The organism is Pseudomonas sp. W2Aug9 (assembly GCF_023127755.1).
Lineage (GTDB): Bacteria > Pseudomonadota > Gammaproteobacteria > Pseudomonadales > Pseudomonadaceae > Aquipseudomonas > Aquipseudomonas synxantha_A.
Window position 1 is genome coordinate 336,631 of record NZ_SPKL01000008.1, and the last position, 25,231, is coordinate 361,861.

Annotated in this window: 19 protein-coding genes and 1 tRNA gene; 3 read left to right on the forward strand and 17 right to left on the reverse strand. The window is 59.4% G+C overall.

Annotation, left to right across the window (positions count from 1 at the left end; genetic code table 11):
- Window positions 1–20: 20 nt before the first annotated feature.
- The 9 genes from pqqF to rpsU all read right to left on the reverse strand — a co-directional run bounded on the left by pqqF (window position 21) and on the right by rpsU (window position 14,162).
- A complete protein-coding gene (pqqF, locus tag E3O56_RS06205) occupies window positions 21–2,396 on the reverse strand; it encodes a pyrroloquinoline quinone biosynthesis protein PqqF (protein ID WP_248127989.1) in 2,376 nt (791 codons plus the stop codon).
- A 48-nt stretch (window positions 2,397–2,444) separates the two neighbouring features.
- The gene (locus tag E3O56_RS06210) at window positions 2,445–3,239 is read right to left on the reverse strand and encodes a carbon-nitrogen hydrolase family protein (RefSeq protein WP_032879127.1); all 795 of its coding nucleotides are present in this window, start codon (window positions 3,237–3,239) and stop codon (window positions 2,445–2,447) included.
- 10 nt (window positions 3,240–3,249) lie between these two features.
- The gene (locus tag E3O56_RS06215) at window positions 3,250–4,932 is read right to left on the reverse strand and encodes an NAD(P)/FAD-dependent oxidoreductase (protein WP_032803990.1); all 1,683 of its coding nucleotides are present in this window, start codon (window positions 4,930–4,932) and stop codon (window positions 3,250–3,252) included.
- A gap of 167 nt (window positions 4,933–5,099) precedes the next feature.
- Window positions 5,100–5,546, reverse strand: coding sequence for an Lrp/AsnC family transcriptional regulator (locus E3O56_RS06220; RefSeq protein WP_003194755.1), 447 nt, complete (start codon window positions 5,544–5,546; stop codon window positions 5,100–5,102).
- 111 nt (window positions 5,547–5,657) lie between these two features.
- Window positions 5,658–5,734, reverse strand: a tRNA-Ile gene (locus E3O56_RS06225).
- A 15-nt stretch (window positions 5,735–5,749) separates the two neighbouring features.
- Window positions 5,750–9,493, reverse strand: coding sequence for a bifunctional diguanylate cyclase/phosphodiesterase (locus E3O56_RS06230; protein ID WP_032879171.1), 3,744 nt, complete (start codon window positions 9,491–9,493; stop codon window positions 5,750–5,752).
- Between the two features lie 121 nt (window positions 9,494–9,614).
- Window positions 9,615–11,465, reverse strand: a complete 1,851-nt coding sequence (gene rpoD / locus E3O56_RS06235) for an RNA polymerase sigma factor RpoD (RefSeq protein WP_005792068.1) — start codon at window positions 11,463–11,465, stop codon at window positions 9,615–9,617.
- Between the two features lie 67 nt (window positions 11,466–11,532).
- Entirely contained in the window at window positions 11,533–13,503 is a 1,971-nt protein-coding gene (gene dnaG, locus E3O56_RS06240; protein ID WP_005792066.1) for a DNA primase, read from the reverse strand.
- A gap of 443 nt (window positions 13,504–13,946) precedes the next feature.
- The gene (gene rpsU, locus E3O56_RS06245) at window positions 13,947–14,162 is read right to left on the reverse strand and encodes a 30S ribosomal protein S21 (protein ID WP_002551877.1); all 216 of its coding nucleotides are present in this window, start codon (window positions 14,160–14,162) and stop codon (window positions 13,947–13,949) included.
- A gap of 203 nt (window positions 14,163–14,365) precedes the next feature.
- On the opposite strand from rpsU, the gene tsaD reads away from it, so the two are divergent.
- Window positions 14,366–15,391, forward strand: a complete 1,026-nt coding sequence (tsaD, locus tag E3O56_RS06250) for a tRNA (adenosine(37)-N6)-threonylcarbamoyltransferase complex transferase subunit TsaD (protein WP_005792063.1) — start codon at window positions 14,366–14,368, stop codon at window positions 15,389–15,391.
- 31 nt (window positions 15,392–15,422) lie between these two features.
- Here tsaD and plsY read toward each other — a convergent pair whose 3' ends face one another.
- Window positions 15,423–15,992 (reverse strand): glycerol-3-phosphate 1-O-acyltransferase PlsY, encoded by a 570-nt coding sequence (plsY, locus tag E3O56_RS06255; protein WP_005792062.1) that lies wholly within the window; start codon window positions 15,990–15,992, stop codon window positions 15,423–15,425.
- A 74-nt stretch (window positions 15,993–16,066) separates the two neighbouring features.
- On the opposite strand from plsY, the gene folB reads away from it, so the two are divergent.
- Window positions 16,067–16,420, forward strand: a complete 354-nt coding sequence (gene folB, locus E3O56_RS06260; protein WP_032879173.1) for a dihydroneopterin aldolase — start codon at window positions 16,067–16,069, stop codon at window positions 16,418–16,420.
- The gene (gene folK / locus E3O56_RS06265; protein ID WP_032879174.1) at window positions 16,411–16,929 is read left to right on the forward strand and encodes a 2-amino-4-hydroxy-6-hydroxymethyldihydropteridine diphosphokinase; all 519 of its coding nucleotides are present in this window, start codon (window positions 16,411–16,413) and stop codon (window positions 16,927–16,929) included. The genes folB and folK overlap by 10 nt, the downstream gene beginning before the upstream one ends.
- 114 nt (window positions 16,930–17,043) lie before the next feature.
- Here the strand turns inward: folK and E3O56_RS06270 are convergent, their stop codons facing one another.
- The 7 genes from E3O56_RS06270 to apaG form a co-directional block, all read right to left on the reverse strand.
- Entirely contained in the window at window positions 17,044–18,276 is a 1,233-nt protein-coding gene (locus tag E3O56_RS06270; RefSeq protein WP_103735237.1) for a multifunctional CCA addition/repair protein, read from the reverse strand.
- A 63-nt stretch (window positions 18,277–18,339) separates the two neighbouring features.
- Window positions 18,340–19,905, reverse strand: coding sequence for a SpoVR family protein (locus tag E3O56_RS06275; RefSeq protein ID WP_005792056.1), 1,566 nt, complete (start codon window positions 19,903–19,905; stop codon window positions 18,340–18,342).
- On the reverse strand, window positions 19,902–21,173 hold the full coding sequence (locus tag E3O56_RS06280; RefSeq protein ID WP_005792055.1) for a YeaH/YhbH family protein: 1,272 nt from the start codon (window positions 21,171–21,173) through the stop codon (window positions 19,902–19,904). Before E3O56_RS06280 ends, E3O56_RS06275 begins: the two co-directional genes overlap by 4 nt.
- Before the next feature lie 113 nt (window positions 21,174–21,286).
- Window positions 21,287–23,209, reverse strand: coding sequence for a PrkA family serine protein kinase (locus E3O56_RS06285; RefSeq protein ID WP_003194732.1), 1,923 nt, complete (start codon window positions 23,207–23,209; stop codon window positions 21,287–21,289).
- Between the two features lie 285 nt (window positions 23,210–23,494).
- Window positions 23,495–23,824 carry a thiosulfate sulfurtransferase GlpE gene (glpE, locus tag E3O56_RS06290; RefSeq protein ID WP_032879179.1) on the reverse strand — a complete coding sequence of 110 codons (330 nt, stop codon included), beginning with the start codon at window positions 23,822–23,824 and terminating at the stop codon, window positions 23,495–23,497.
- A gap of 9 nt (window positions 23,825–23,833) precedes the next feature.
- Window positions 23,834–24,685 carry a symmetrical bis(5'-nucleosyl)-tetraphosphatase gene (locus E3O56_RS06295; protein WP_078822480.1) on the reverse strand — a complete coding sequence of 284 codons (852 nt, stop codon included), beginning with the start codon at window positions 24,683–24,685 and terminating at the stop codon, window positions 23,834–23,836.
- Window positions 24,685–25,065 carry a Co2+/Mg2+ efflux protein ApaG gene (gene apaG / locus E3O56_RS06300; RefSeq protein ID WP_032879182.1) on the reverse strand — a complete coding sequence of 127 codons (381 nt, stop codon included), beginning with the start codon at window positions 25,063–25,065 and terminating at the stop codon, window positions 24,685–24,687. The genes E3O56_RS06295 and apaG overlap by 1 nt, the downstream gene beginning before the upstream one ends.
- Window positions 25,066–25,231 lie beyond the last annotated feature (166 nt).

The following is a 25,231-nucleotide window of genomic DNA, read 5'->3' on the forward strand; positions in this document are numbered from 1 at the left end:
TGTTGCAGGGTTGGCAACGATCATTGTGCCGCTTGCCAGTCATCGCTGATACGCGGGCCGTTAGCCACGCAACGCCAGCCGCCTGCTGCTTCAAGGAGTTGTTGGGCTGCGTGCTGCAAGTCCTCGCGTGTGCGGCTTTGGATCAGGTGTTGAAGTTGATCCAGGTAACTCGACGAATGACCCGCCAACTGCGCGTGCCAAAGCAAATCGGCGGCTTGGCTGACGGGGAGTGCCTGCGCCGTGAATTGCTGCGCAAGAGGCTGATTGCCCACGTCTGCGCTGCGTTCGATCAAAGACGGCAGTTGTTGCAGGAAGGCTTGCAGGTGTTCGGCGATCCTGCCCAGTGACAGGCTGGGCGATTGCACGCCAAACAACAGGCCGGTTTGCCCGTTGACTTGTCGGATGCCGCTGAACACGGCGTAGCCGATTTGCAGCTCAACTCTCAAACGTTGGTAGAACGGGCCCTGGAGCATATGCCCGAGCAGTCGCCAGTTGGCCTCATCGACGAGAGATTGGCTCGGCACTGGACAAAAAAGCAGCAGCGCAGCGTCGCTGGATGCGGTGTTCACCGGGTGCCAAATCCGCTGCCCGTTGAGAACTTCAGGTGTGCATTGAATGTTGGCCGGCTGCCCTGGCAAGCGGGCGGCGGCGATTTTGATCGCCGCTTCACAGGCCGCAGGCAAACCCGCACCCAGCCCCTGCCAGTGAGCAGTGGACCACGACGCTGGTGTCTCCGAGGAGTCGGCTGAAACACCGACGCAGCAAGCTGGCAACGCCTTGAGAAGTTCGCGAATGGCGATCATCGGCGGGGGCGTCGGTGATGACAGATGTGCATCCGAGCTGCTCAGGCTGCGCGCCAACGCTTCGAGCACGGCCGGCATCGGTTCGTGAAGGCCGTGCATGTTCACCCGCCAATCGTTGCCAATGGTTTCGCAAGACAACTCGACACCCGCTTGACGGGCTTGCTCGCGCAGCGGCTGCAACAGGTTTTCCAATCCGGCGGGTACGGCAGCGTCAAACCGCCAATGCAGGTACAGCGCGCCTTCGTCGGTGTCATCCGCCAGTGCGTTGCTGAAGGTCAGCGCCGATAACTCCCTCCGGCCCCGTAAGCGATCCTGGGCAAAGGTACGCAAGCCCCGATGGGCGCTGGTTTGGCCGCGGATCAAACCGGCGCGTTCTTCCTTGGCCGGCGGACGAAGAAAGGGGTTGCCCGGTGGGAGTTGCCAACTGTGTTCAGACGCGGGCAGATGCAGCGATGCAAGCATGGCCTTGAGGGCTGCAATGCCTTGATCCGACAGGTCTTTGCTGTCGTCGCGAGCCAATGTCAGGGCGCCTTGAACCTGCTGTTGACGCGCATTGAGCAAGGCAAGCTCTTCACGTAATGGATTCCAGTCGCTGTGTGCGAAAAAGCTCAGCCAGTCATACAACAAGGCTTCGATCTGCGTCGCCGGTTGGTGGTCGCTATCGAGGGTAACGTCGATATCCAGCACCGCCTGGTCCGCGTAGTGGTACAGCACAGACGCATGCAGCGCGCTGGCCAGTTGGCTAGCTTTCAGTTCGGCCAACAACCCGCCCGACGCCGAAGCGTTGAGCCAGGTGCAGAGAAACTCCAGTGCTTGGCGGGGGGCGTTACAGATGATGACCTGATGCAGGTGCTGGCTGGCGGTGTGTTGATAGCTGCGTGCCTGGCCGTGCATCAGGGGTGGTGGTGCGGTTTGCGGGTGCAGGGGGCCGGCAATCAGTTCGTCACCGAACTGCTGGGCAAGGGTTTGCAAATCTGCCAGCGATTGCGGACCGGCGAGGCTCAAGGTCATCTGCCCGCTTTGATAGAAATGCCTATGGAATTCGCGCAAGGCTTGCTGAAAATCGTCGCTTTCCACCGTCAGGCTGTCGCGGTTGCCGGCATGGAATCCTCGCAGCGGGTGATCGGCCGCTAAACCTTGCAACAACGCAACTTGGTGTTGTGCCCTGGCGTCCTCGGACCAGGCCACGAACTCCGCGTGCAGCACTTCGCGTTCACGTCGTTGATCGTCGAGCGTCAGGCGTGGATGAGTCACCATGTCTGCCAACCGCGCCAGCCCGTCAGCGAAGGCCGACACCGGCAGCTCAAAGAAATACTCGGTGGTTCGCTCGCGGGTACTGGCATTGACCTGCCCACCGAGGCGCTGCACGTAGGCCATCAATCCTTCCCCGGCCGGAAAACGCTCGGTACCGAGAAACAGCAAATGCTCAAGAAAGTGTGCCAGCCCCGGCCAGGCCAATGGCACATCGTGACTGCCGGCCGCCACGCGCAGAACGGCTGCACAACGCTTCAAGCGCGGCGCATGGCGCAGGGATACTCGCAGGCCATTGGCCAGGGTCAGATGAACGGGGTGAGGGTGAACCGGCGCAGGCATGGGCACTTCCGAGGCGTGAGAAGTGCCTATGCTAGCAAACCCGTGGGGTCAGGGCTTGTGCAGCGCGCCGTAGAGTTCGGGGCGGCGGTCTTGCAGGTAGTGGTTGGCGGCGCGGGCGCTGAGGATTGACTGGCGATCCAGGGTGCCGACGATCAAGGCTTCGTCCAGGCCGGCCTGGGCGATACGTTGGCCATCCGGTGCGGCAATGCTGCTTTGTCCACAGTAATGAATCTCGCCTTCGTGCCCGCAGTAATTGGCATAGGCCACAAAGCACTGGTTTTCAAACGCCCGCGAACGCACGGTGACGTCGGCGACAAAATCGAACGGCACCATGTTGGCGGTGGGCACCAGAATCAGTTCGGCGCCGGCCAGGGCCAGACGCCGGGTATTCTCCGGAAACTCCAGGTCGTAGCAAATCAGAAACCCCAGCTTCCAGCCGTTGAGTTCTACCACCGGAAAATCATCGTCGCCTGCGCTGAACATGGCGTGATCCAGATCGCCAAACAGGTGGGTCTTGCGATAGTTACACAGGCGCTGACCCTCGGCGTCGATCAACTGGACGGCGTTGTAGATCTGCCCATCGTCAGCCCGCTCCGGATAGCCGTAGAGAATGGCCAGCCCGGCGTTTTGCGCGATCTCGGCAATGGCTTGGGCAGACTCCCCATCCCGCGCCTCGGCCAACGCGCCAACAGCTTCGGCGCCGATGTTATAGCCCGAGAGAAACATCTCTGGCAGCACCAGCACATCGGCGTCGGATGCCTCTTGCGCCAGTTGGCGCAGGCGCTGGATATTACCGGCCACATCCAGCGGCAGCGGCGGGCATTGGTACAGGGCGACACGCATGTTCAGCTCCTTACTCGGCCAGGGCGATTGGCCCGATTTCATCGAACACATCGCCGGGGCCCGGGTTCTCTGGGTGGGTGCTGCCACCGAAGTGAGTCATGATGCCCCACACCGCGTTGAGCGAGGTTTGTACGGCGCCTTCGACCCACGCGGGCGTCCACGATACGTCGTCACCGGCGATGAAAATCCCGCGTTGTTCGGCGGGCATGTCTTTTTGCATGAAGTGCGCGTACATCCGCTGGTTGTAGCGATAGTGGCCGGGCAGTGCACCTTTGAAAGCCCCGAGGAAGTGCGGGTCGGCTTCCCAGGAAACCGTGATCGGGTCGCCGATGATGCGTGCCTTGATATCGACGTTGGGGTAGATCTTGTTCAACGCGTCCAGGGCCAGCTTCACCCGCTTGTCGATAGGCTGGGGCAGCATTTTCAGGGCGTCGCTCATCCACGAGTAGGAAAGGCAAATCACCCCCGGCTTGTCGTCGCCATTATCGAACAGATAGGTGCCGCGGGTCAGGCGGTCGGTGAGGGTCATGCTCATCAGGTCGCGGCCGGTTTGCGGGTCTTTGTCTTTCCAGAATGGGCGGTCAACCATCACGAAGGTTTTCGACGACTGCATGTAGCGCGTGCGGTCCAGAGCCATCCACATTTTTTGCGAGAACAAGGTTTCGTCGCATTCAATCTGGGTGGTCAGCAGCCAGCTTTGGCAGGTGGTCAGCACCGCGGCGTACTCGCGGGTATCACCGTAGTTGTCAGTGACGGCGAAACGGCCATCGGCCGCATGAGCAATGCGTTTGACCCCTGCCCGTGGTGCGCCTCTATGCAGCGAGCTGAGGCTGGTGCCGGCCGGCCAATGGGCGCAGCGCTCCGGCACATGACGCCAGATGCCCATGGGCACTTGCGCTACGCCGCCAACGACCAGGTGTTGATGGTCGTCGCAGTTGGTCATCACCACGCGGAAGATTTCCAGCATGGAGTTGGGGAAGTCCGAGTCCCAGCCGCCGGTGCCGAAGCCGACCTGGCCAAACACCTCGCGATGATGGAACGACAACTTGGCAAAGGCCTTGGAGGTTGCGACGAAGTCGTAGAAGGTACGGTCATCCCACAGCGGCACGAGCTTGTTCCACAGTTCTTTGAGCCGCGGTACATCACGGTCGCGGATCGCCTGCTGGATATCGCCGAACTGCGAGCCGGCTTCCAGTGCATCGGCCCAGGCATCGGCCACTTCCTGAAACAGCGCAGGCAAATCGGAGAGTTTTTGTGCGTAGTGGGTCTGGCCTTCCAGATCAATCACAGTGCTGCCGGACGCCGGGGTCAGCGGGTTGGGAAAGGGTTTGGTTTCCAGCCCCAACTTGTCTACGTAATGGTAGAACGCCGTCGACGACACCGGGAAACGCATCCCGCCCAGCTCGGCGATGATGCCTTCGGCGCCTTCGAAGGCCTGGGAGCGCAAGCGGCCACCCATCTTCGAGGCTTCATACACCACTGGCTTGAGCCCCAGCTTCATCAGCTCGTAGGCCGCGACCAAACCAGCGATACCGGCACCCACGATCGCCACTTCGGCCCCATGGTTGGCGGCGGGAATACTGCCCAGCCCGGCGGGGTGCTCGATCCAGTCATCAAATGCGAACGGGAAATCCGGGCCGAAAATGGTGATGGGTTTCTTGCCGTCTGCTGGGTGACGATTGGTCTTGCTGATAGTGCTGGACGGAATGCTCATGGCTGACCTTACTGACGGCTCGGCGGGATATGGCCCGTTGAGTATAGGAAAAGATGGCAGCCAGTTTAGGGAGCGTAGCGCTCGTTAATAAGACGCAATGTGTCGTCGGATTGCACTGATTTTTGTCAATGTGACGAAGTTATCGATCAGATTGGCTGTCCACGATCCAATTTGTTGCTGAGGATGATCGAGGTGGTGGTTTTCTCCACACCGTCGACACTGCCGATCTGGTCGAGCAGTTGGTCCAGTTGCTCCGGCGAATCGGTGCGCAGCCAGGCCACGTAATCGAATTCGCCGCTGACCGCACACAACTGCTGCACCTGCGCCATGGCACTCAGCCTGCGCAGCACCTCTTTGCCTGAGCGTGGTTGCACGGTAATCCCCACATAAGCCTGCAAACCCCCATCCGCGACGCGCTGGCCCAAGCGTACGCCGTAACCGGTGATCACCTGGGTTTTCTCCAGGCGTGCCAGGCGTGACGTGACTGTGGTGCGCGCAATCCCCAGTTGCCGGGCAAGCATGGCCACGCTTTCGCGGGCATTGAGCTGCAGGGCGGCGATCAGTTGGCGGTCGATTTCGTCTAGGGCGGGCAAGGGGGGGACTCCGGTGCGGACGACAATGAGTACGCATGGTACAGGCTGGGTCCGGCCGAAAGAACCGTTACACCAGACACGCAAAAGCCGCGCAATGCGCGGCTTTCAAGTTGGTGGGCCCAGCAGGACTCGAACCTGCGACCAAGGGATTATGAGTCCCCTGCTCTAACCAACTGAGCTATAGGCCCTCAGTAGGTCGCGGATTATAACGATGGTTTGTTCACTGTGCCATCCGAAAAATCCTCCAGCTTCGTACGAAGGAAGCTCGCGGCAAAAAGCTCCGGCGGCAGGGGCAGGCTGACGATGTAGCCTTGCATCTGTTCACAGCCTTCGGCGGCGAGGAATGTTTGCTGTGCGGGGGTCTCCACGCCTTCGGCAATGATGGTGAATTGCATGCTGTGGCCCAGCGCGATGATGGCGCGCACGATGGCGACGTCGTGGGGATCGTCGGGCAGGCCTCGAACGAAGGATTGGTCGATCTTGAGGAAGTCCAGGGGCAGGCGCTTGAGGTAGCTGAGGGACGAGTAGCCAGTGCCAAAATCATCGATCGCCAGCTGGACGCCCAAGCGTTTGAGTTGATGCAGAACCCCCAGGGCTTCTTCGGCCTGGCTCATGATGAAGTTCTCGGTGATCTCCAATTGCAGGCAGCCAGGTTCAAGGCGGTAATCGCGCAGCAGTTGTTCGATGCGTGACAACAGGTTGGGGTGACGCAGCTGCGCGCCTGCGAGGTTGACCGACAGTGGCCCGAAATCGTCGAAAGCCTCTTGCCAGGCGTGCAACTGCCGACAGGCTTGTTCCAGCACCCAGTCGCCAATCTGCAGGATCGTGCCGTTCTCTTCGGCCAGGGCGATGAAGTGTTCGGGCGGGACGTCGCCCAAGGTCGGGTGATGCCAGCGGATCAGGGCTTCGGCGCCGATCAGCTCCTGGGTCAACAGGCTGCGCTTGGGTTGGTAATAGAGGCTCAGCTCTTCACGTTCGATGGCACGGCGCAGCTCGTGCTCCAGCGCTACGCGTTCATTGGCTTGGGCCGTCAAGTCGCGGGTATAGCTTTCGACACGGTTGCGGCCCTTGGCCTTGGAGCGATACATCGCAGCATCGGCGTTCTTGACCAGAGTGGCGACGTCGGTGCCATCCTGTGGGTAAAGGCTGGTGCCAATACTGGCGCTGATAAAAAACTCATGGTCACCGGCCTGGAATGGGGGTGTAAAGCAGTCGAGCAGTTTGTTCGCCAGATACTGGGCATCGCCGGCCTGCTGCAAGCCGGGCAGCAAGATGATGAATTCATCCCCGCCCAGGCGGGCAACGGTGTCGACGTCGCGCAGTTGCTGCTTGAGGCGTACGGCGATGTCTTTGAGCAGCAGGTCGCCGACCGGGTGGCCGAGGCTGTCGTTGATGTGTTTGAAACGGTCCAGGTCAAGAAACAACACCGCGCCTTGCCTGCCGCTTTCCTGCTGGCCGTTAAGGGCGGCCTGCAGTCGATTTTCAAACAGGGTGCGGTTGGGCAGACCGGTCAGCGGGTCGTGGTGGGCCTGATAGTCCAGGCGTGCCTGGGCCAGCTTGAGGCTGGAGATGTCGGCAAACACGGCAACGAAGTGCGTGATCAATTGGTCGCGGTTACGCACGGCGCTGATGGTCAGCCAGCTTGGGTACACCTCGCCGTTCTTGCGGCGGTTGGAAATCTCTCCCTGCCAGTGTCCATGGGCCGTCAATTGGTGCCACATCGCCGCATAGAATGCGCTGTCATGCAGGCCCGAGGCGAGCAGGCGCGGGGTATGGCCGAGTGCTTCGATTTCGCTGTAGCCGGTGATCTCACTGAAGGCGCGATTGACGGCACTGATGTTCTGTCGTGTGTCGGTGATCAAAACGCCTTCAGCGGTGCTCTCGAATACCGTGGCGGCCTGTTGCAGTTTTTCCTGCATCTGCTGGCGTTCGGTGATGTCCCGGGCGATGGTCAGCATGCAGTCTTCGTCACCGATGGGCAGCGGGCGACTGGAGACTTCGCAGAGGCGAAGCTGGCCGTCGGCGCGACGGATATGGCAGATGAAATCACGCACGAAGCCGTCGCGCTGCATCAACTCCAGCATGTGCTTGCGTTCGTTGAGATCGACCCAGATACCCAGGTCCAGGGTTGATTGGTCGAGGGAAGAGGCGCTGGTGAAGCCGGTCAGATGGCTGAAACCTTCGTTCACCTCAATCAATAGGCCATCCCTTTGGCGACTCAGCAGCAAGCCGTCGGGGGACGCATGGAACGCCTTGGCGAATTTCTCTTCGGAGGTTTGCAGCTGCTGTTGGGTTTCCTTGAGCTGGGTGATATCGCGCACCACCACCACCAGAGCTTCGGTGGTGTCGAGTTGGAAAGGCTCAGCTGAGATCAGCCCCGTAAACGCTTGGCCGTTGCTGCGCAGAAAGGACATTTCCAGGTTGCGGATACTGGTGGTCTGTACCCGCTGCAGCAAATCCGGCCCGACGCCCTGAATGCGCCATATATTCAGATCTGAGGCGGCTTTGCCCACAACCTCGTCGGCGGTCAGGCCAATCTGGTCCTCGAATGCCTTGTTGACCTCCAGCAGGCAGCCATCGGATAGCCTGGCGATCACCAGAATGTCGGGGCATTGCTGGAACACCGACGCAAACTTCTGCTCGGACAGTTGCAGGGCTTCCTCCGTGCGCTTGGCTTCGCTGATATCGATCATCAGGCCGCGCAGCACTGGCTCATGTCCGTGTTCAATCAGGCTGACAATATCGCGCACCCACAAGCAACGGCCGTCCGCCGTGATGACCCGGTAATCGACGCTGTGATCACGATTGGCACGGGTTTCCCGGTAGCAATACGCTTCGGTGCGCGTGAGGTCGGCCGGGTGAATGATGTTGCGCCAGAAGCCCGGAATCAGCCAGTGGGCGCGCGGATAGCCGAGCAAATCTTCGGCATGGGGCGATACATAGCTGTAGGTGAAATCGCTGATGCTCGCTTCCCAGGCGATGGCGGACAAGCTCTCTACCAGGCCGCGATAGTGGTATTCGCTGCTGCGCAGTTCTTGTTCGAGGGCGACCCTGCGGGAGATTTCCGAACTGAGCCGGCGATTGATCCGAATGACCACCGCCAGCACGGTACTGAGCAACAATACAGCGGGCAGGCCGTACGTCAGCAGGTCGACCCAGAAGGTGCGGTGATCGGTGAAGCTGCCGACCCAATGTTGCTGGATCGCATCGGTTTCGGCTGAGCTAAGGTCGGCGAGGACTTTGTCCAGGATGCCCACCAGCATTTTCTGTTCCTGCGGGACGCCCATTGCCAATTGGTAGCGATAGGGCGTCTCGCCACTGACGTACAAGCCATCGAGCTTGAGTTGGCGCAGGCTCCAGACGCTGGATGCCAAGTCGCCGACGACTGCGTCCACTTCATCGGTGGCCAGGGCTTGCAGCGTCGAACTGACGTTGGGCATCGCCACCAGATTCAGGTCCGGGTGGTGAGTGCGCAGCAATTCATGGGGCGCATAGTTTTCCACCACGGCAATTTTCAGCCCGTACAAACCCTTTAGGTTGCGTGGTTTCGCGCCGCCTTCATGGGCAAGGATGACGATGGGAAAGTCGAGGTAGGGGCGTGTAAAGGCCAGGTAGCTTTGGCGCTCCGGAGTGGACATGATGCCGGGTAGTAAGTCGAGCTGGTTGCTCCGGGCTTGTTCAAGTACAGCGGTCCAGTTTGCCGGTTCGATCAGCTTGATCCTGACACCCAGTCGGTCCTGGATCAGGCGCACATAGTCGGCAGCCAGACCCTGGTAACGACCATTCTCATCACGGTATTCAAAGGGGGGCCAGGACGCGTCCACCCCAAGGCGAAGCTCCTGATGGTCCGCCAACCAGCTACGCTCATCCTCCGTGAGAGTCAACGCGCCAGCCGTTGCGGTCCAGGTCAGCAGCGACAGTAGCAACACGGTCGGCAATCTGGGCATAACGGTCTCGTTATGGCACGGGGAATAGTTCGAGTGTAGACGGGCATTTCAGGGGAGGGGTGTTGCGGGGAATTTTATCTGTGCAAAACAAAACCCCCGGCCTGGGCCGGGGGTTCTGGTATCACTCGTCGAGGAAGGAGCGCAGATGCTCGCTTCGCGTCGGGTGGCGCAACTTGCGCAGTGCCTTGGCTTCGATCTGACGGATCCGCTCGCGGGTCACGTCAAATTGCTTACCGACTTCCTCAAGGGTGTGGTCGGTATTCATGTCGATGCCGAAACGCATGCGCAGTACCTTGGCTTCACGGGCGGTGAGGCCGGACAGTACGTCACGAGTCGCTTCTTTCAGGCTCTCAACGGTGGCGACATCGATTGGCGACTGCATGGTCGAGTCTTCGATGAAGTCACCCAGATGGGAGTCTTCGTCATCACCAATCGGCGTTTCCATGGAGATCGGCTCTTTAGCGATCTTCAATACCTTGCGGATTTTATCCTCAGGCATTTCCATGCGTTCGCCCAGCTCTTCCGGGGTCGGTTCGCGACCCATTTCCTGCAACATCTGCCGGGAAATACGGTTGAGCTTGTTGATGGTCTCGATCATGTGCACCGGAATACGGATGGTGCGGGCCTGGTCGGCGATCGAGCGAGTGATCGCCTGACGAATCCACCAGGTTGCATAAGTCGAGAACTTGTAGCCGCGACGGTATTCGAACTTGTCTACCGCTTTCATCAAGCCGATGTTGCCTTCCTGGATCAGATCCAGGAACTGCAGGCCACGGTTGGTGTACTTCTTGGCGATCGAGATCACCAGACGCAAGTTCGCTTCAACCATCTCTTTTTTCGCGCGGCGGGCCTTGGCCTCACCGATCGACATGCGACGGTTGATGTCCTTGATTTCAGCAATCGTCAGACCGGTTTCGGTCTCAAGCGCAGTCAGCTTCTGCTGGCAGCGGATGATATCGGGCTGCAGGCGGCCGATGGCTTCGGCGTATTTCGCCTTGCCCTTGGCCAGTGCGTCGGTCCAGCTTTCGTCAACTTCGTTGCCCGGGAACTGGCGCAGGAAGTCGGTACGCGGCATACGGGCATCACGCACGCACAGCTGCATGATTGCACGCTCTTGTGCACGCAGACGCTCAAGGGCGCTACGAACGCGCTCGACCAAACCTTCGAATTGCTTGGGCACCAGCTTGATCGGCATGAACAGCTCAGCCAGCGCCACCAGCTCGGCAATTGCCTGCTTGTTGGAGCGACCATGCTTCTTCAGGGCCTTGCGGGTGATTTCCATTTGATCGGAAACCGCACCGAAACGCTGGGCCGCGACGATTGGGTCCGGGCCGCTTTCGACTTCATCTTCGTCGTCGCTGCTGGCTTCGGCGTCGTCGTCTTCGGCGTCGTCATCCGCTTTCGCGGCTTTGGCGTCGACAGGCGGCGGTACTTCGGCGGCAGGCGGCGCAATGCCGTCGTCCGGGTCGATGTAACCGCTCAGGACGTCGGACAGGCGGCCACCTTCGGTGGTGACGCGGGTGTACTCGGAGAGAATGTGGTCAACCGTGCCTGGGAAGTGCGCAATTGCGCCCATCACTTCACGGATGCCCTCTTCGATACGCTTGGCGATTTCGATTTCGCCTTCGCGTGTCAGCAGCTCGACAGTACCCATTTCACGCATATACATGCGCACCGGGTCCGTCGTGCGGCCGATATCGGTCTCTACTGCAGCCAGCGCGGCAGCAGCTTCCTCAGCGGCGGCCTCGTCGGTATCAGCGTCGGCCAGCATAAGGGAATCCTTATCTGGCGCGACTTCGAATACGTTGATCCCCATGTCGTTAATCATGCGGATGATGTCTTCCACCTGCTCTGGATCTGAAATATCCTCAGGCAGGTGGTCGTTGACCTCCGCGTAAGTCAGGTAACCCTGCTCACGACCAAGTGTGATCAACTCTTTGATACGAGACTGCTGTTGCGCTTTTCCGGACATAACACCCTATCCACTGAAGGTCTTGGCGGGCAAAAAACAAGCCGAGGATTATACCCGAGCTATGACCTCACACGCCAGCTGAGGTCGGGTTTGATGCGTAAACATTCTGTTTTAAGAGGTCGCGCATCTGTTTTGCTATCTGAATCTGCTCTTCAGCCGACAATCCCGGCTGCCTTGCTCTCTTAATGAGCTCATCGAGGGTCTGAGTGTGTTGACCCGCAGATAACCTATTAATGGTGTCTAAAAACTGTTGTTCAAGGTTGTCGCCGTCAATTAGCCACTCCTTTTCCGCCAATGCTTTCAATAAACGGCCTTGTTCCGTGCCGTGCCAGCGAGCCATCAGCTGGATTGAGTTTAGCTTGGGATTTTTCTGCACCGCCTCGATCAGGGCAATCAGCACCTGGGCGTAGGTGTTGCTTTCGTTGGCAAAGTGGTCGGCGCTTTCAACCTTGCCGGCCAGTTGTGGGTGATGAATCAGCGTACGCAGCGCAATAAGCGTCGGGGCTTCCACTGCTACGGGTGTGCGTGGAGCGTAGGCTTCATCGCGATCACCGCGCTTGCCGTTTTTGCTCCAGGGTTTCTTGTCCCATTTCTTGCCGCCGGCCCCGGGCTTTTTCGGCGTCCACTCCTGTTGGGGGGCAAAGGCCTCCTGAGGCTGGTGAAAGTCGGCATAGTCCGGCATGGCGTCGTAATCCATGCCTGGATCGTAGGCTGGCGGCGCATCTTGCGGTGCGCTATGCACCAGCTGGCTCACGGCTTCGCCACTCAAACCGGTAATTTCCAGCAGGCGCTGGCGCATCAGCGTGCGCAAATTGGCGCCTGGCACCTTGTCGATCAATGGCGCAGCGAGGGTGGCCATATGAGCCTTGCCTTCGAGCGAACGCGGGTCGGCTTCTTCGGTCAATTGCTGGAAAAAATAATCCGCCAGCGGCTGCGCATGTTGATTGATGCGCGCACGGAACGCGTCGGTACCCTCCGAACGGACCAGGGTATCCGGGTCTTCGCCTTCGGGCAGGAACAGGAAGCGTGCGCGGCGCCCGTCCTGCAGGCTTGACAGTGTGGCCTCAAGCGCACGCCAGGCGGCGTTACGGCCGGCCTGGTCGCCGTCAAAGCAGAACAGCACGCTGGGCACAACGCGGAACAGGCGCTTCAAATGCTCTTCACTGGTGGCGGTGCCCAGGGTTGCCACGGCGTTGCGCAGACCTTGCTGGGCCAGGGCGATCACGTCCATATAGCCTTCAACCACGATGATTTCGTCGAGGTTGCGGTTGTTCTTGCGCGCTTCGAACAGGCCGTAGAGTTCCTGGCCCTTGTGGAACACCGGGGTTTCCGGGGAGTTCAGGTACTTGGGCTTGTCGTCCCCGAGTACGCGGCCACCGAAGGCGATGATGCGGCCACGGCTGTCGCGGATCGGAAACATCACTCGGTCGCGGAAACGGTCATAACGCTTGCCGGTCTCGGCGTTTTCTATCAGCAGGCCGGCATCGATCATGGCCTTTTGCTGCAGGGTGTCGCTGCTCAGGTGTTTGTACAGGTTGTCCCAGCCGGGCGGGGCGAAGCCGAGGCCGAAGTCGCGGGCGATTTCACCGGTGAGGCCGCGGCCCTTGAGGTAGTCAACGGCGGCCTTGCGCTGCGGATGGCTTTTAAGCGCCTGGCGATAGAAGTCGGCGGCCGCGGTCAGCAGCGGATACAGCGGCGAATCGGTGGGTTGCCGGGGTTTGTGCGGGCGGCCACTTTCTTCCCGGGGGATTTCCATGCCCGCGGCTTTTGCCAGATCCTCGACGGCCTGGGGAAAGTCCAGGTTGTCGTGGTCCATCAGGAAGCCGAGGGCGTTGCCGCCAGCGCCGCAACCGAAGCAATAATAGAACTGCTTGTCGGGGCTGACACTGAATGACGGCGTTTTTTCTTTATGGAACGGGCAGCAGGCGGTGTAGTTTTTGCCGGCTTTTTTCAGCTGTACGCGTGAGCTGACAACATCGACGATGTCGGTGCGGTTCAGAAGGTCGTCAATAAAGCTCTGGGGAATCAGCCCGGCCATGGCGTTCTCGTCATCACTGCGTGTAAATGAGGGCCCGTGAAGTGTTCAAGCGCACGTATGGAGTGCTTGATCATCATCGTCTGCATGGGTCTTCAGGAAGTGTATCTGCCGAATATTCACTGAGGGTAGTTTCTGATCAGTGTTCGGCATGGAAATGTTGCCCGGGCGTCCGGTCTTGGCCAATGGTGGGCCTCGGAAACGCATCGATGGGCACAGCCGATACAGTTGATCGTCTGCTTGAAGAATAGGTGTGCTCGTCAGTAGCCTTGTTAGGCTCGTCAGAAGAGACGTGCACCGCTGGCAAAAGAGCCAGCCCTGACGTGTGAAGCAGTGTCTCGGTCGCATGTGCGGCGTCGACGGTGAAGCATCAAGCGATATCCGCAAATGCCAACAGCCCGGCTGAGGGCCGGGCTTGGCAGAAGCTTGCTACGAACGTCTGTGTATTAGTACAGACGAACGGCGCGGCGCTGTTCGCGCTGAACTTTCTTGGCGTGACGCTTAACAGCGGCTGCTGCTTTACGCTTACGCTCAGAAGTTGGCTTCTCATAAAATTCGCGGCTACGAACTTCAGCCAGAACACCGGCTTTTTCGCAGGAGCGCTTGAAACGACGCAGAGCTACGTCGAAGGGTTCGTTCTCTTTTACTTTGACGGCTGGCATCCAGAGCTACCTTCTTTCATTACCGGGAATCAACGTTCTCGTCGCAAAAAATTCGCGGCTGAGGTCGTCGGTTTTTAAGGGTTGCGGATGTTAACCCCTCATTGGCCGGAATGCAAAGCCTCTGATCGAAAACCGCTAGTCGGGAGGGGGAGTGGCGACTATTATGCGCGCCTTCGAATTCAGCCTCTACAAGGCGCAAACCCATGCTAGTACTGGGACTTGAAACCTCCTGCGACGAAACCGGAGTCGCACTATACGACAGTGAACGCGGGCTTTTGGCCGATGCACTGTTCAGTCAGATCGACCTGCACCGCGCCTATGGCGGCGTGGTTCCGGAGCTGGCCAGCCGTGATCATGTCAAACGCATGCTGCCGTTGATTCGCCAGGTGCTGGATGAGGCCGGCTGTGTGCCGACCGAGATCGACGCCATCGCCTACACGGCAGGCCCCGGATTGGTCGGAGCCCTTCTGGTTGGGGCTTCTTGCGCCCAGGCGCTGGCCTTTGCCTGGGGTATTCCCGCCCTTGGCGTGCACCACATGGAAGGCCATTTGCTGGCGCCGATGTTGGAAAAAACACCTCCAGAGTTCCCGTTCGTCGCTTTGTTGGTGTCGGGTGGTCATACGCAGTTGGTTCAGGTCGATGGAATCGGCCAATACACGCTGTTGGGCGAGTCCCTGGATGATGCCGCCGGTGAAGCGTTCGACAAAACCGCGAAGATGATGGGGCTTAACTATCCTGGTGGTCCGGAAATCGCCCGTCTGGCCGAGAAAGGCGTCGCCGGGCGCTACGTTTTCCCGCGTCCGATGTGTGATCGGCCGGGGCTGATGTTCAGTTTCAGCGGTTTGAAAACGTCCGCGCTGAATACCTGGCAGCAGAGCGTCAGCGCCGGGGACGACGGTCAGCAAGCCCGTTGCGACATCGCACTGGCGTTCCAGCAGGCCGTGGTAGAGACTTTGACCATCAAGTGCAAGCGCGCCCTCAAGCAGGCAGGTATGAAGCGGCTAGTGATCGCAGGCGGCGTCAGCGCCAATAAGGCGTTGCGCAGTTCGCTTGAAAAAATGCTCGGCGACATGCAAGGCCATGTGTTCTACGCCCGCCCGGAATTCTGCACTGACAACGGCGCGATGATTGCCTACGCCGGCTGCCAGCGCTTGCAGGCCGGGCAGCATGAAAGCCTGGCGATCAGCGTGCAGGCGCGCTGGCCGATGGAGCAGTTGCCGCCGCTGTAGGGCTTACGTGAACCGGTTTCGCCCGGCGTATTTAAAAATGCCGTTCGCGCCCGGCAAACAGGTCGCGTAGATTGCCGCGGTGGCGCCAGACGATCAGCAGTGTCAGCACGCTCATCGGCAGTAACGCCTGCGGTGCCTGCCAGGCCAACAGCGGCAGGGTAAGCGGCGTGGCAATCAGCGCGGCCAACGAGCTGGTACGGGTCAGGTAGAACGTCAGCAGCCAGGCGAGCATGGCCAGCAATGCTGCCGGTGGGTAGATGCCCAGCAGCATCCCGGCCGCGGTGGCGACACCCTTGCCACCGCGAAAGCGGAAGTACAATGGGAACAGGTGACCGAGGACGGCGCATATGCCCACCCAGGCCTGCTGTTGCAAAGTAAGGCCGGCGAGACTGGCGATCAGCACGGGCAGAAGGCCCTTGCAAACGTCGCCCAGCAGGGTCAGGACGGCAAGTTTCTTGCCGGCCAGGCGCAACATATTGGTGGCGCCGGCATTGCCTGAACCACTCATTCGCGGGTCGGGATTTCCCGTCAAGCGGCTGAGCAAAATGGCGAAGGACAGCGAGCCGAGCAGGTAGGCGAAAATCGCCAGTGACCAAAACATGCTAACTATTCCGGGCGAGGACGCCCTGATTCTAACGGGGCATCGCGCCCTTGTCGTGCTGCGGAGAAGAGTGCTTGGACAGAGTGTTTATCGAAGGCCTGGAAGTGGACACCGTGATCGGTGCCTACGACTGGGAGCGCGGCATCCGTCAATGCCTGCGCCTGGACCTGAGCTTTGCTTGGGATAATCGCCCGGCCGCCGCGGGTGATGACCTGACCCTGGCGCTGGACTACGCCAGTGTATCCGCGCGTATCCAGGCCTTTGCCGAGCATTCCCAGTATCAGTTGGTGGAAACCTTTGCCGAGCGCCTGGCCGAAGTGCTGATGAGCGAATTCCAGATTCCCTGGTTGCACCTCAAGTTGACCAAGCCAGGCGCGGTGCCCGCTGCCAAGGGCGTGGGCGTGGAGATCGAGCGCGGATGTCGTTGACTCAGGTTTACCTCGGGCTTGGCAGCAACATCGAGCGCGAGAGCCGTCTATGTGCCGGCCTGGATGCGCTGGCAGGGTTCCTGACGCAGATGCGCTGCTCGGCGGTGTTCGAGAGCCAGCCGGTGGGTATCAAGAGCGGGCCGTTTTTCAACCTGGTGGTGTCGGCCTATACCGACCTGCCGTTGATGGAGCTGGACCGTCGACTCAAACTCATCGAGGCCGATAATGGCCGGTATGCACCTGACCGCAAAGGGTTACCGCTGGATATCGATGTGCTGTTGTATGGCGACTTGGTGGGGGATTTTGATGGATTGATCCTGCCGCGAGCCGAAATTCTGAAAAATGCCTTTGTATTGTGGCCGCTGTCGATGATGGCGCCGGACCGTGTTCACCCTGAGGCTGGCAAGACAATGGCCGAGCTGTGGCGCGATGCGCAGATCGATCAGGTGCTGGCGCCTGTCGGCTTTGAGTGGCAAGGCCAGCAACTTACACCGGACACCCTCCTGTAGAAGCCGAGCTTGCCGTGGCGAGGGAGCTTGCTCCCGTTGGGCTGCGCAGCAGCCCCACTATTTTGGGAGCGCTTCGCACTCCAGCGGGAGCAAGCTCCTTCGCCACAAAGGCCGTTATTTCGGTGAAGGCTGTTCCTTGTAGGCTTTCAGCGCGTTCAGCCGTTCGCGCTTGAGCGCTTCTCCCAGCTCGGGGCCTTTGAAACCTTTTTCCAGCAGTGGTGCGACCGGTACTTCGCGTGCAGCCTTCGCCGCGCCGCGCAAATAATCCGCCTGTGGATAACTGCGCTGCTCAAGACCCTTGCGGCCCCGGGCATCCATTTCGCAGGCCATCACAAATTCTTCGAAGCGTTGCGGCCGGCGGTACACGTCAAAGCTTTGCAGCAACTCCAGCAAAGTCGAGGCTTTCAGCTCCAGCGCTCGATGCCCATGGGTATGATATTGCCCCACCAGCAAGGCCAATTCCTGGCAATCCCTCGGTACCTTGAAGCGTTCGTTCACCGCCTTGATCAGCTTCAAGCCACGGTGCTCATGGGCAATATGCTGCGGCAACTTATCCACAGGCGTCAGGCCCTTGCCCAAATCGTGCAGCAGGCAGGCCCAGCGTACGGTCAGCGGCTGTTTGTACAATGCAGCTTGTTCCAGCACGCTCAAGGTGTGTACGCCAGTATCTATTTCCGGGTGATGGGCTTCGGGTTGCGGTACGCCGAACAGGGCATCTACCTCCGGTATCAGGGTTTTCAGCGCATCGCAGTCGCGTAGCATCTGGATGAAAACCTGTGGCTGATCCTCCATCAGTGCGCGGGAGATTTCCTTCCAGCTGCGCTCGGGGGTAAGGGCCTCCAGTTCGCCGGACTCACTGAGCTGGCGCATCAATTCCAGCGTCTCGGGTGCGACCTTGAAACCCAGGTGTGCATAACGTGCGGCAAAGCGGGCGACGCGCAGTACTCGCAGAGGATCTTCGGCGAACGCGGGGGAAACATGACGCAAAATGCGCGCTTCAAGATCGCGTTGGCCGTGATAAGGGTCGGTCAGGGTGCCGTCATCGTCTTCTGCCATGGCATTGATGGTCAGGTCGCGACGAATCAGGTCTTCCTCCAGCGTGACATCGGGGCTCGCGTGAAACACAAAACCACCGTAGCCTCGGCCACTCTTGCGTTCGGTGCGGGCGAGGGCGTACTCATCGCCGTTTTTCGGGTCGAGAAATACCGGGAAATCGGCCCCTACGGGCTTATAGCCTTTGGCGAGCATCTCTTCGGTCGTTGCACCTACGACGACACGGTCGATATCGGTGACCTTGATGCCCAGCAGGCGATCACGCACCGCACCGCCGACTTTGTAGATTTTCATGAAAAAGCCTCCATTAGCGGCACAGGATAACGCCTGTGCCTGAGCAATGGAGGCTTTGCTGTTTCAGAGATGAACGACGGCCATGTCCAAGCGGCCGTAGTCGTTGTCGTTATGATCGCTGCGCGGGGGCACATGATGGGTTTTCATCACCTGATCGCCTTGCAGGGTCTCCAGGTGGATGTCAAACCCCCACAGTCGGTGCAGGTGCTTGAGCACTTCCTCGGTGGAATCGCCCAACGGCTTACGGTCGTGTTGCTGATGACGCAGGGTGAGCGAACGGTCGCCGCGCACATCGATGCTGTAGATCTGCACGTTGGGCTCGCGGTTGCCCAGGTTGTATTGGGCGGCCAGGGTTTCGCGAATGATGCGGTAGCCGGGTTCATCATGGATAGCCGGGACCACAAGGTCGTCTTTCAGGTCGTCATCCAGAATGCTGAACAGCTTGAGGTCACGAATCACCTGAGGTGAGAGGTACTGCAGGATGAAACTCTCGTCCTTGAAGCTGCTCATGGCGAACTTGATGGTCGACAACCAGTCGCTGCCAGCGATCTCCGGGAACCAGCGACGATCCTCCTCGGTGGGGTGTTCGCACATGCGACGGATATCGCGGTACATGGCAAAGCCCAGGGCATAGGGGTTGATGCCGTTGTAATACGGGCTGTCGAAGCCGGGTTGGAAGACTACGCTGGTGTGGGACGTGAGGAACTCCATCATGAAGCCGTCCGTGACCAGGCCCTCGTCGTACAGGTCGTTCATCAGCGTGTAGTGCCAGAATGTTGCCCAGCCTTCGTTCATCACCTGTGTTTGGCGCTGCGGATAAAAATACTGGGCGATCTTGCGCACGATACGCACAATCTCACGTTGCCAAGGCTCCAGCAGCGGGGCGTGTTTTTCCAGAAAATACAGGATGTTTTCCTGGGGTTCGGCGGGGAAGCGTGCATTGTCCTTGTCGTTGTTTTTGCCGGCGCGCTTGGGAATGGTGCGCCACAGGTCGTTGATCTGTTTCTGCAGGTGCTCCTCGCGTTCCTTCTGGCGCAGGCGCTCTTCCTCGGCTGAAATCGGATAGGGACGCTTGTAGCGGTCGACCCCGTAATTCATCAGTGCATGGCAGGAGTCCAACAGGTCTTCCACCGCATCAATGCCGTGTCGTTCTTCGCATTGCATGATGTACTGCTTGGCAAACACGAGGTAATCGATGATTGAGCTGGCGTCGGTCCAGGTTCGAAACAGGTAGTTGCCTTTGAAGAAACTGTTATGTCCATAGCAGGCATGAGCCACCACCAGCGCCTGCATGCAGATGGTGTTTTCTTCCATCAGATAGGCGATGCACGGGTCGGAGTTGATCACGATCTCGTAGGCCAGGCCCATCTGGCCTCGCGTATAGGACTTCTCGGTGCTGAGGAAGTGTTTGCCATAGGACCAGTGGTGATAACCCAGCGGCATGCCCACCGAGGCATAGGCATCCATCATTTGCTCAGCGGTGATCACTTCAATCTGGTTGGGGTAAGTGTCCAGGGCATAACCTGCCGCGATACGGCTGATTTCCCGGTCATAGGCCTGGATCAGTTCAAAGGTCCACTCGGAGCCAGTGGATAGGGGTTGGCGCTTGTTCTCTTTTTTGGCGGTCATGTCACTAACCTGCGCTGGAAGAGTTCACGGAAGACCGGATAGATATCGCCGGCCGAGACCAGTTGCTGTTGGGCGAACGTGTCGGCAAAGGCTTCGCCGATGCGCTCGTATTCGAACCACAGGGCCTGATGCTCACGGGGGGTGATTTCAACATAGGTGTAGTACTGCACGAACGGCATGATCTGGTTGATCAGAATGTCGCGGCAGATCGGCGAATCGTCGTTCCAATTGTCGCCATCCGAAGCTTGTGCAGCGTAGATGTTCCATTCGTTGGCAGGGTAGCGCTCGGCCATGATTTCCTGCATCAGCTTCAAGGCGCTGGATACGATGGTGCCGCCGGTTTCCCGCGAATAAAAAAACTCTTCTTCATCCACTTCCCGTGCGCTGGTGTGATGGCGAATGAAAACTACGTCAATCTTGTCGTAGTTCCGTTTCAGGAACAGGTACAGCAGGATGAAGAAACGCTTGGCGATGTCCTTGGTGGCCTGGGTCATGGAGCCGGAGACATCCATCAGGCAGAACATTACGGCCTTGGAGCTGGGGTTGGGTTGCTTGACCAGCAGGTTGTATTTCAAATCAAAGGTGTCGAGGAACGGGACGCGGTGAATGCGTGCGCTGAGCTTCTCGATTTCTACCTCGATTTCCTGGATATCGCCGAAGTTGTCTGGTTCTTCACGCTTCAAACGCGCCAGCTCTTCCTTGGCCGCCTTCAGTTTTGCGCGGCTGCTGCCCGAGAGGGCGATGCGTCGTGCATGGGCTGAACGCAAAGTGCGGATGATGTTGATGCGCGAGGGGTTGCCTTCGTTGCTGATCCCGGCGCGTACAGTCTTGAACGTGTCGGTGCCGGTCAGGTTGCGCTTGACCAGGTTGGGCAACTCCAGGTCTTCGAACATGAATTCGAGAAATTCCTCCTGGGTGATCTGGAACACGAATTCGTCCATGCCTTCGCCGGAATTACCGGCCTTGCCCGGACCTTTGCCGCCACCGCCGCCTTGTGGGCGCTGGATGTGTTCGCCGGTGGTGAATTCCTTGTTGCCGGGGTGCACGACGGTCTGTTTGCCGCCGCGCCCGTGGTGAAGCACGGGCTCGTCGATGTCCCGGCCGGGAATGCTGATTTGCTCGCCATGCTCCATGTCGGTAATGGAGCGGCGGCTGACGGCTTCTTCTACGGCCTTTTTGATGTGGTCACGGTAACGCCGCAGGAAACGCTGGCGGTTTACCGTGCTCTTGTTCTTGCCATTAAGGCGTCGGTCGATCACATAGCTCATGGGGAGCCCTCCGGGCAGCTTCACGTTACAAGCTTCAAGCCGCGAGCTGGAAGCTTAGAGACAAGCGGTCAGCCGCCAGGCCGGATGCCTGGCAGCGTTGGCTTGTCGCTGCCTTACTGCGATTTACGCACCCGCAAGTACCACTCGGAGAGCAGTCGTACCTGTTTGTCGGTGTAGCCGCGCTCGACCATTCGTGTGACGAAGTCGTTGTGTTTTTGCTGATCCTCCTTGCTGGCCTTGGCATTGAAGCTGATGACCGGCAGCAGATCCTCGGTGTTGGAGAACATTTTCTTTTCGATGACCACCCGCAGCTTCTCGTAGCTGAGCCAGGTGGGATTCTTGCCATTGTTGTTGGCACGGGCGCGCAGTACGAAGTTGACGATTTCGTTGCGGAAATCCTTTGGGTTGCTGATGCCGGCCGGTTTCTCGATCTTCTCAAGCTCTTCGTTGAGCGCCACGCGATTGAGGATTTCGCCGGTTTCCGGATCGCGGTACTCCTGGTCCTGAATCCAGAAGTCGGCGTACAGCACATAGCGGTCGAAGATGTTCTGACCGTACTCGCTGTAGGACTCCAGGTACGCGGTCTGGATTTCCTTGCCGATAAACTCGATGTAGCGCGGTGCCAGGTATTCCTTGAGGAAGCGCAGGTAGCGTTCGCGGGTTTCCGCCTGGAATTGCTCCTGTTCGATCTGCTGCTCCAGTACATACAGCAGATGCACCGGGTTGGCGGCGATCTCGTGGGGGTCGAAGTTGAAGACCTTGGACAGGATCTTGAACGCAAAGCGTGTCGACAGGCCATTCATGCCCTCATCGACGCCCGCTGTATCGCGATACTCCTGGATCGACTTGGCCTTGGGGTCGGTGTCCTTGAGGTTCTCGCCGTCATACACCCGCATTTTCGAATAGATATTCGAATTCTCCGGCTCCTTGAGGCGCGACAGTACGGTGAACTGGGCGAGCATCTTCAACGTGTCGGGTGCGCAGTGGGCCTTGGCCAGGGAGCTGTTGAACAGCAGCTTGTCGTAAATCTTGATCTCATCGCTGACCCGCAGGCAGTACGGCACCTTGACGATATAGATCCGGTCGATGAAGGCTTCGTTGTTCTTGTTGTTACGGAAGGTGTGCCATTCCGATTCATTGGAGTGGGCCAGCAGGATCCCGGTGAACGGAATCGCGCCCAGGCCTTCGGTGCTGTTGTAGTTGCCTTCCTGGGTAGCGGTGAGCAGTGGGTGGAGCACCTTTATCGGCGCCTTGAACATCTCCACGAACTCCATCAAGCCCTGGTTGGCCCGGCACAGCGCGCCGGAGTAGCTGTAGGCGTCAGCGTCGTTCTGTGGGAATTCTTCGAGTTTGCGGATATCGACCTTGCCCACCAGTGCAGAAATATCCTGGTTGTTTTCGTCGCCCGGTTCGGTCTTGGCCACGCCGATCTGGTTGAGGATCGACGGGTAGAGTTTCACTACGCGGAATTGGCTGATATCACCGCCGAACTCGGCCAGGCGCTTGGTGGCCCAAGGCGACATGATGGTGTTGAGGTAGCGCCGCGGTATACCGAAGTCTTCTTCGAGAATCGCGCCATCTTCCGTGGCGTTGAACAGGCCCAGGGGCGACTCGAAGACCGGCGAGCCCTTGATCGCGTAGAAGGGCACCTTCTCGATCAACTGCTTTAGCTTTTCCGCCAGGGACGACTTGCCGCCGCCGACTGGCCCGAGCAGGTAAAGGATCTGTTTCTTCTCTTCCAGGCCTTGGGCGGCATGGCGGAAGTAGGAGACGATCTGGTCGATGCATTCTTCCATGCCATGGAAGTCTTCAAAGGCCGGATAGCGGCGGATCACCTTGTTGGAGAATATTCGCGACAGGCGCGAATTGTTGGCGGTTTCCACCAGCTCCGGCTCGCCGATCGCCAATAGCAGGCGTTCGGCGGCAGAGGCATAGGTGCTGCGGTCCTGCTTGCACAGCTCGAGATACTCTTGAAGCGTGAGTTCTTCCTGCTGCGTGGACGCGAAGCGTTGTTGGAAGTGGCTAAAGATACTCATGACGTCGTCACCTCGCTCGATACGTGGAGCCGACGCCGGATCAATCAGCGGATGCTGGCAGTCATTGACACGCGCCAATGGCTGTTTTCCCCCCAGAACACCCTGAAACGCTACCGATGACCCGTACGCCGGTGTACCGGCTCTCCCCTGATTCGGATGGCCTGCGCTTAAGGATAGTTCGGAATCCGGGAGGTCAAGGCGCGATGCGCAATTAGTTTGGCTGCGCCGTTCGTCAGAAACGGCGCAAGCCCAAGCGTCACGCGGGATAGCGGGGTGTGAAAAAAATTATTGCGAATCGCCTTCGGAAATTTCCGAAGGGTAGGTCCCACGCCACAGCTCAAAGCCGCCGTCCAGGCTATAGACGTCGGAGAAGCCCTGGCTGACCAGGTAAGCGGCCGCGCTCTGGCTGGAATTGCCGTGGTAGCAGGCTACGATCAGCGGCGCATCGAGGTCGGCGGCGCGGATGAAGTCGGCGATGTTGACGTTGTCCAGATGCTTGGCGCCGGGGATATGAGCTGCCGCATAGGTAGGCTGGTCGCGGATATCGACGACCACCGCGCCTTGCTCGCGCAGCGCTTGGGCTTCTTGGGGAGGGATACGTTTGAATTCGGTCATGGCGGGCTCCTATGGTTTGGCGGCGGCCGGCTGGGTAATGGAAAGAGGGGGTTCACACTGGCAGCCGAAGCGCTCGCCGGTGTCGATGTTCATCAGGGTCATGGCGCCGCCCCATACGCAGCCGGTGTCGAGGGCGAACACGCCGGGTTCGTCGCATTTGCCTTCCAGGGCGGCCCAGTGACCAAAGATGATCTTCGTATCACGGGTCTTGCGCTCCTTATGGGCGAACCATGGCTTGTAGCCGGGTAGCGCGGTGTCGGCGCCTTCCTTGCTCTTGAGGTCCAGCTTGCCTTCAGCGGTGCAGAAGCGCATCCGCGTAAAGTAGTTGGTGATCACGCGCAGGCGGGTTACGCCCGTGAGGTCGTTGTCCCACTTCACCGGTTCGTTGCCGTACATGCCGTCCAGGTAGGTGGTGTACAGGGTGTCATCGGCCAGTGCACTTTGGACTTCAGCGGCGCATTTGAGGGCTTTTTTCAGCGTCCACTGAGGTGGGATGCCTGCATGCACCAAGGCCATGTTGCGGCCCTCATCGTAGTGCATGAGTTTTTGCCGGCGCAGCCAGTCGAGCAACTCGGCGCGGTCCGGCGCTTCGAGGATTTCGCGCAGGGTGTCGCCCTTTTTCAGGCGCTCGATGTTATTGCCGGCCGCGAGCAGGTGCAGGTCGTGGTTGCCGAGTACGCATACCAGCGAGTCACGCAGGCTATAGAGATAGCGCAGGGTCTCCAGGGAGTGGGGGCCTCGGTTGACGAGGTCGCCCACCAGCCACAGGCGATCGCTTGCGGGGTCAAAGGCTACGCGCTCGAGCAGGCACTTGAGAGGTTCCAGGCAACCTTGCAGGTCGCCGACCGCGTACGTCGCCATCAGTGCAGGGCTCCGGGCACCGCGAGGCGGAAGGGCTTGATCGTTGCGTCGAACAAATGACCGTCGGTAGCTTTCATCTGATACGAGCCCTGCATGGTGCCGACCTTGGAGGTCATCACCGTGCCGCTGCTGTAGGTGTGGCTGGCGCCGCTGTTGATCAAGGGTTGCTGGCCGACAACGCCTGCTCCACGCACTTCCTCGACCTGGCCGTCGCCATCGGTAATGACCCAGTGGCGCGACAGCAGCTTGGCCGGGACCAACCCGTTGTTTTTTACGGTGACGGTGTAGGCAAAGGCAAAGCGGTTCTGTTCGGGTTGCGATTGGTCCGCCAGGAAGCGGGTGACGACGCTGACGTCGATCTGATAGCGAGGATCGGACATGCAAGAGGCCTTAAAAGCAGGGGACAGCAGATGCGGGTCAGTCTAGGCCATGAGGTGGGCACTAGGCCAGATACGTGATCCAAATGTGGGAGGGGGCTTGCTCCCGATAGCGATGTGTCAGTTGAAAATGTATCCACTGATACTCCCCTGTCGGGAGCAAGCCCCC